5 protein-coding genes and 1 pseudogene are annotated in these 5,735 nt (G+C 43.7%); 4 read left to right on the forward strand and 2 right to left on the reverse strand.

Annotation, left to right across the window (positions count from 1 at the left end):
• Positions 1-57 precede the first annotated feature (57 nt).
• Positions 58-1,023: a UDP-N-acetylmuramate--L-alanine ligase gene (locus MCG44_RS00005; protein WP_412531116.1), complete on the reverse strand. Its 966-nt coding sequence runs from the start codon at positions 1,021-1,023 to the stop codon at positions 58-60.
• Positions 1,024-1,301: 278 nt separating this feature from the next.
• On the opposite strand from MCG44_RS00005, the gene MCG44_RS00010 reads away from it, so the two are divergent.
• Genes MCG44_RS00010 through spoVG form a run of 3 tightly spaced genes read left to right on the forward strand, consistent with a single transcriptional unit; the run spans position 1,302 to position 3,998 of the window.
• Positions 1,302-2,573: a glucose-1-phosphate adenylyltransferase gene (locus tag MCG44_RS00010; RefSeq protein ID WP_240286001.1), complete on the forward strand. Its 1,272-nt coding sequence runs from the start codon at positions 1,302-1,304 to the stop codon at positions 2,571-2,573.
• 2 nt (positions 2,574-2,575) lie between these two features.
• Entirely contained in the window at positions 2,576-3,694 is a 1,119-nt protein-coding gene (glgD, locus tag MCG44_RS00015; protein ID WP_028529117.1) for a glucose-1-phosphate adenylyltransferase subunit GlgD, read from the forward strand.
• Positions 3,695-3,719: 25 nt separating this feature from the next.
• Positions 3,720-3,998, forward strand: a complete 279-nt coding sequence (spoVG, locus tag MCG44_RS00020) for a septation regulator SpoVG (RefSeq protein WP_240286003.1) — start codon at positions 3,720-3,722, stop codon at positions 3,996-3,998.
• Between the two features lie 21 nt (positions 3,999-4,019).
• Here spoVG and MCG44_RS00025 read toward each other — a convergent pair whose 3' ends face one another.
• On the reverse strand, positions 4,020-4,955 hold the full coding sequence (locus tag MCG44_RS00025) for a DDE-type integrase/transposase/recombinase (protein WP_240286005.1): 936 nt from the start codon (positions 4,953-4,955) through the stop codon (positions 4,020-4,022).
• A 261-nt stretch (positions 4,956-5,216) separates the two neighbouring features.
• On the opposite strand from MCG44_RS00025, the pseudogene MCG44_RS00030 reads away from it, so the two are divergent.
• A pseudogene (locus MCG44_RS00030) lies at positions 5,217-5,735 on the forward strand (SAM-dependent methyltransferase); the annotation flags it as partial.

Raw genomic sequence — 5,735 nt, forward strand, 5'->3', positions numbered from 1 at the left:
ATTTCAGTCGGGTGGTGTGCATAGTCGTCAATGACAGTTACACCGCCAATTTCTCCTTTATTTGAAACCTGCGGTCTGTTCCCAGAAAACCCGAAAAGCCTTCCTGGATGATATCAGAATCAAGTTCAAAAAGCTGTGCGGCCGCAATGGACGCGAGCGCATTAGAAACATTATGAAGCCGGGAACCTTCAATGAAAAAGTGCCGATTTTGTTTCCGTTTCTGAGGCAGTCAAAGGTCGGATGCCCGAAGCTGTCGAAACGGATGGCGGCAGCCGTATATTCGGCCTTGGAATTCAGACCGTATGTGATAACGCGGCAGGAAAGACCGTCCGTGACTGTTTCATATTCGGGTGTATCACTGTTGATGATCAGTGTGCCGTCATCTGGCAGCAGCTCTGCGAATTTCCGGAATGAACGGCGAATGTCATCGATGCCCGTAAAGAAATCCAGGTGATCGGCATCCATGTTCAGTATGATACTGATTTTTGGAAAAAAGCTGAGAAAGCTGTTTGTATACTCACAGGCCTCGGTGATAAAGGTACCGGAATTTCCAACCCGGATATTCCCATGAATAGATGGAAGAATCCCTCCGACAGATATTGTCGGATCACAGTTGCCCTGCATCAGTATATGGGAAAGCATGGAGGTTGTTGTCGTCTTTCCATGAGTGCCGGATACGGCGATCGGAACCTCATAATTCTTCATGATCTGTCCCAGAAGCTGGGCACGTGTCAGCATGGGGATTGATCTTTCCACAGCCGCTGCATATTCCGGGTTATCCGGGTGGATAGCAGCTGTGTAGACCACAAGGTCTACGGAATCATCAATGTTGGAGGCACGCTGCCCGTAGTAAAGGACGGCGCCTTTTTCTTCCAGCTGTTTTGTCAGAGCGCTTTCCTTTGCGTCGGATCCGGAGATCTGAAAGTTTTCTTTCAGCAGAATCTGGGCGAGACCGCTCATGCTGATGCCTCCAATGCCGATGAAATGGATGTGCATAGGCTGATTGAAATCTATGGTGTACATTGTAGTAACTCCTTTTCTATGTAATTAAAAATATTATACGCTTAAGTTAAAAAAATGAAAAGGGTTTCTTTATGACAGTGTACGAATTGTATAGTAATGTATAATCGATAGGAACTATTGGTAGCGCGAAAATCCCGGTTTCGCGTAAAAATTAGTCGAATTTTAGGTAAATTGTTCTAAAAACAGATGTTTATAAGGATAAAAATATGTAAAAGTTGTTCACTAATGTGCTAAAGTATGGTATAATTCATTTATTATATATGACAAGAGGTGATTGCATGGTTAAGAAAGAAATGATCGCTATGCTGCTTGCAGGAGGGCAGGGCAGCAGGCTGGGCGTATTGACAGAGAAAGTAGCAAAACCAGCAGTAGCATTTGGCGGCAAATATCGAATCATTGATTTTCCGCTCAGCAATTGTATTAATTCCGGCGTAGATACGGTAGGTGTATTAACACAGTACCAGCCATTGCGTTTGAACGCTCATATCGGGATTGGTATACCGTGGGATTTGGATAAGAATGTCGGTGGTGTAACAGTCCTTCCTCCATATGAAAAAAGTGAAAACAGTCAGTGGTACACGGGCACCGCAAACGCGATCTTCCAGAATATGGATTACATGGAAAGCTATAATCCGGATTATGTCCTGATATTATCAGGAGACCATATTTATAAGATGGATTATGAAGTGATGCTTGATTTCCATAAAGCAAATAAGGCAGACGTGACGATTGCAACGATGCCGGTGCCGCTTGAGGAAGCCAGCCGATTCGGTATCATGATTACGGATGAAACCGGGCGGATTACGGAATTTGAAGAAAAACCGGAAAATCCGAGAAGCAACCTGGCATCAATGGGGATCTACATTTTCAGCTGGAAGACATTAAAAGAGTCCCTGGTAGCTTTGCGGGAACAGAAGGGGTGTGACTTCGGCAAACATATCCTGCCATACTGCAGAGATAATGGAAAACGTCTCTTTGCGTATGAATTTAATGGGTATTGGAAAGATGTCGGTACACTGGGTTCCTACTGGGAAGCAAATATGGAACTCATAGATATTATTCCGGAATTTAATTTATATGAAGAGTTTTGGAAAATATATACAAAGGGGGATATTATCCGTCCTCAGTATATTTCGAATGATGCAGTGGTGGAAAAGAGTCTGATCAGTGAGGGGTCTGAGATTTATGGCGAAGTACATAATTCAGTCATAGGCGCAGACGTCACGATTGAAGAAGGAGCCATTGTACGCGGTTCGATTATTATGCGGCATTGCCGGATTGGTGCCGGAACTGTAATTGATAAAGCGATTATTGCGGAAAATGTTACGGTGGGCAGCAACGTGGTGATGGGAGCCGGAGAAGAAGCGCTTAATGTGCTGAAACCGGCAGTTTATAGCTTCGGGCTCGTAACAGTTGGGGAGAACAGTGTGATTCCGTCTAATGTAGTGATCGGAAAAAATACTGCAATTACCGGTACGACCACGCTTGAAGACTATCCGGGCGGAGAGCTGATAAGCGGCGGAGCAATAATTGGGAAGGATGGTAAATGAGTATGAGAGCATTGGGAATTATTCTGGCAGGCGGAAACAGTAATAAGATGAGGGAATTATCAAAGAAGCGTGCGATTGCGGCAATGCCTGTTGCAGGAAGTTACCGAAGTATCGACTTCTCGCTGAGCAACATGTCTAACTCTCATATTCAAAAAGTCGCTGTTTTGACACAGTATAATGCCAGATCATTAAATGAACATTTAAGTTCTTCAAAGTGGTGGGATTTCGGACGTAAACAAGGGGGCCTTTATGTGTTTACGCCAACCGTCACATCTGATAACAGCTGGTGGTACCGCGGTACAGCCGATGCGATCTATCAGAATCTTGAATTTTTAAAGAGCAGCCATGAACCGTATGTGGTAATTGCATCCGGTGATGGCGTGTATAAGCTGGATTATAATAAAGTTTTGGAATACCACATTAAGAAGCGTGCAGATGTAACTGTTGTGTGTACAGATTGTGAAGCCGGCACGGATATCAGCCGTTTCGGTGTATTGAAAATGAATGAAGACCATCGGATTGAAGAATTCGATGAAAAACCAATGATTTCTACTTCCAACACAATATCTACAGGTATTTATATCATCAGAAGGCGCCAGCTGATCGAGATGATTGAGCGGTGTGCGCTGGAAGATCGTCATGACTTTGTAAATGATGTACTGATTCGTTATAAAAACCTTAAGAGAATTTACGGATATAAGATTGATACTTACTGGAGCAATATTTCCACGGTAGAGTCCTATTATCAGACAAACATGGATTTCCTGAAACCAGAAGTGCGAAAACATTTCTTTTCTGACAATCCTGGAATTTGTTCCAAGATTGATGACCTTCCGCCGGCAAAATACAATCCGGACAGCCAGGTAAAAAACAGCCTGATTTCCAGCGGCTGTATTATCAATGGGCATGTGGAAAATTCGGTGCTGTTTAAGAAAGTATATGTTGGGAACAACTGTGTGATTAAAAATTCGATTATTTTAAATGGGGTATATCTGGGGGACAACACTCATATTGAGAACTGTATCGTTGAGAGTCGTGATACAGTGCGTGCAAATTCCTATCACTGCGGTGAAGATGGCATTAAAATCGTAGTGGAAAATAATGCACGCTACGTCATCTAGAGGGAGAACAGGAAGGAGAAAGGTTATGAATATTACGGACGTAAGAGTTAGGAAGGTTGCTAAAGAAGGCAAAATGAAAGCGGTGGTTTCCATCACCATAGATGAAGAGTTTGTTGTTCATGATATCAAAGTTATTGAAGGAGAAAAAGGGCTGTTTATTGCGATGCCGAGCAGAAAAGCAACAGATGGTGAATATCGTGATATCGCGCATCCGATCAATTCTCAGACACGCGAAAGGATCCAGTCCATTATTTTAGGGAAATATGAAGAGGCGATGGATATGGAAGAAGCTGTCGCTGAATAATGTAGGTTTGTCAAACATATGTTACAGTGACATCAGATAATTATCCAGTACCTGTTTTGGGGTTTTCCATCCAAGTGGGCGCATAGGAAAGTTATTATAATCTCTGCGGTTATAGAGTTTTAACTGTTTGCTGAAGTCTTCAAAAGAGTAAAAACTGTGGACAGCATAGAAACGCTCATTGTCTTTCCTGTGGCTTCGCTCCACTTTGCCATTATGCCTTGGAGTAAATGGACGTATCAGCTTGTGCCTGATGCCGTATTCCTTAAGCCGGACTTGAAAGATGGTAGGTTTATCCGAACCGCCGTAAGAGCTGAAGCGTTTGGTAAATTCCTGACCATTATCAGTCTGGACACATTCGACAGGGCAGGGAAACGCTTTGATAAGATGCTCAAGGAACAAGGCAGCGGAATAGGAGCTGTGTTCTTCAAATGCTTCCACAAACCGCCATCTGGAGTACTCATCAATGGCGGTGTACTGATAAAACCGTTGGTCTTTGGCTTCATTCATGAGGCAGGCAGAAGGGACAAATTTCACGTCAATCTGAATCCGCTGTCCGGGATAGGCCATCTGCTCATAAGGCTTAGGAATGTACTTGGGATTAGGAGGATGAACAGCCATAATCCCCTGTTTTCTAAGGAAACGGTAAAGCCCGGGAATAGAACGGGAATAACCGCGCTGCATAAGTTTTACCCAAAAGATGACTAAACCAGCCTCAGGATTACGTCTGCGCATATCGGTAATCATTTTGATCTCCTGAGGCGTATGCTGATTAGGATGGCTGTGTGGGCGTCTGGAGCGTTCACGGAGGGACTCCATAGAGCCGTCAAAGCGACGTTTCCAGCGATAGATATACTGCCGATTGGTTTTATATTTAACGGCAGCTTTGGTAACGCCATACTTCTCAGCGTAACGGATCAGGGATAGACGGTATCTCATATCTTGTGTTATACTAGCCATAGCAGGGAACTCCTTTGTTTATGTTGTGGTTGTGGTGACTAAAATATAACACAAAGGAGAGATCCCTGCATTTTAATTATTCAGTTGTAACATATGTATTGTAATCCTACATATGGAAGAAGCTGTCGCTGAATAAAACATAGACAAACAACCGGTTTATGTGATATTATTATAATACGATTATTATGTGCCCTGCCGATACTCAGTACCGGCAGGGTTTTTCTGCGAATTATTTTGTATGGGAGGTTATGAAAATTGGAATTGCCGCAGGGATTCAACAGGAGAATGGAACAGATGCTGGGCGGAGAGTATCAGGAATTTATAAAAAGTTATGATGAGCCCAGACAGTTTGGCCTGAGAGTCAATACATTGAAAATATCACCCCGGGAATTTGAAGCCATCGCCCCGTTTTCGATCACGCCGGTACCGTGGGTACCGAATGGGTATTTCTATCGGGAGGAGGATATGCCGTCCAGACACCCCTATTATTTTGCGGGACTTTATTATCTGCAGGAGCCGAGTGCAATGACGCCCGCTTCGCGACTTCCTGTTGAAAAGGGCGACAGAGTTCTTGATCTGTGTGCGGCTCCCGGCGGAAAGGCCACCGAACTGGGAGCGTTAGTAGGAAGAGAAGGACTCCTGGTCGCCAATGAGATCAATGCATCACGGGCAAAAGCACTTTTAAAAAATATTGAGATGATGGGAATTGAGAATGCGTTTATAACCAATGAAAAACCTGGAAATCTGAGCCGTTGTTTTGAAGCATATTTTGATAAAATC

This window comes from Lawsonibacter sp. OA9 (assembly GCF_022440585.1).

Bases quoted from the DNA above. Each gene is read 5' to 3' on its own strand.
- MCG44_RS00005 (WP_412531116.1), bottom strand. From the start codon at position 1,023: ATGTACACCATAGATTTCAATCAGCCTATGCACATCCATTTCATCGGC.
- MCG44_RS00010 (WP_240286001.1), top strand. From the start codon at position 1,302: ATGGTTAAGAAAGAAATGATCGCTATGCTGCTTGCAGGAGGGCAGGGC.
- glgD (WP_028529117.1), top strand. From the start codon at position 2,576: ATGAGAGCATTGGGAATTATTCTGGCAGGCGGAAACAGTAATAAGATG.
- spoVG (WP_240286003.1), top strand. From the start codon at position 3,720: ATGAATATTACGGACGTAAGAGTTAGGAAGGTTGCTAAAGAAGGCAAA.
- MCG44_RS00025 (WP_240286005.1), bottom strand. From the start codon at position 4,955: ATGGCTAGTATAACACAAGATATGAGATACCGTCTATCCCTGATCCGT.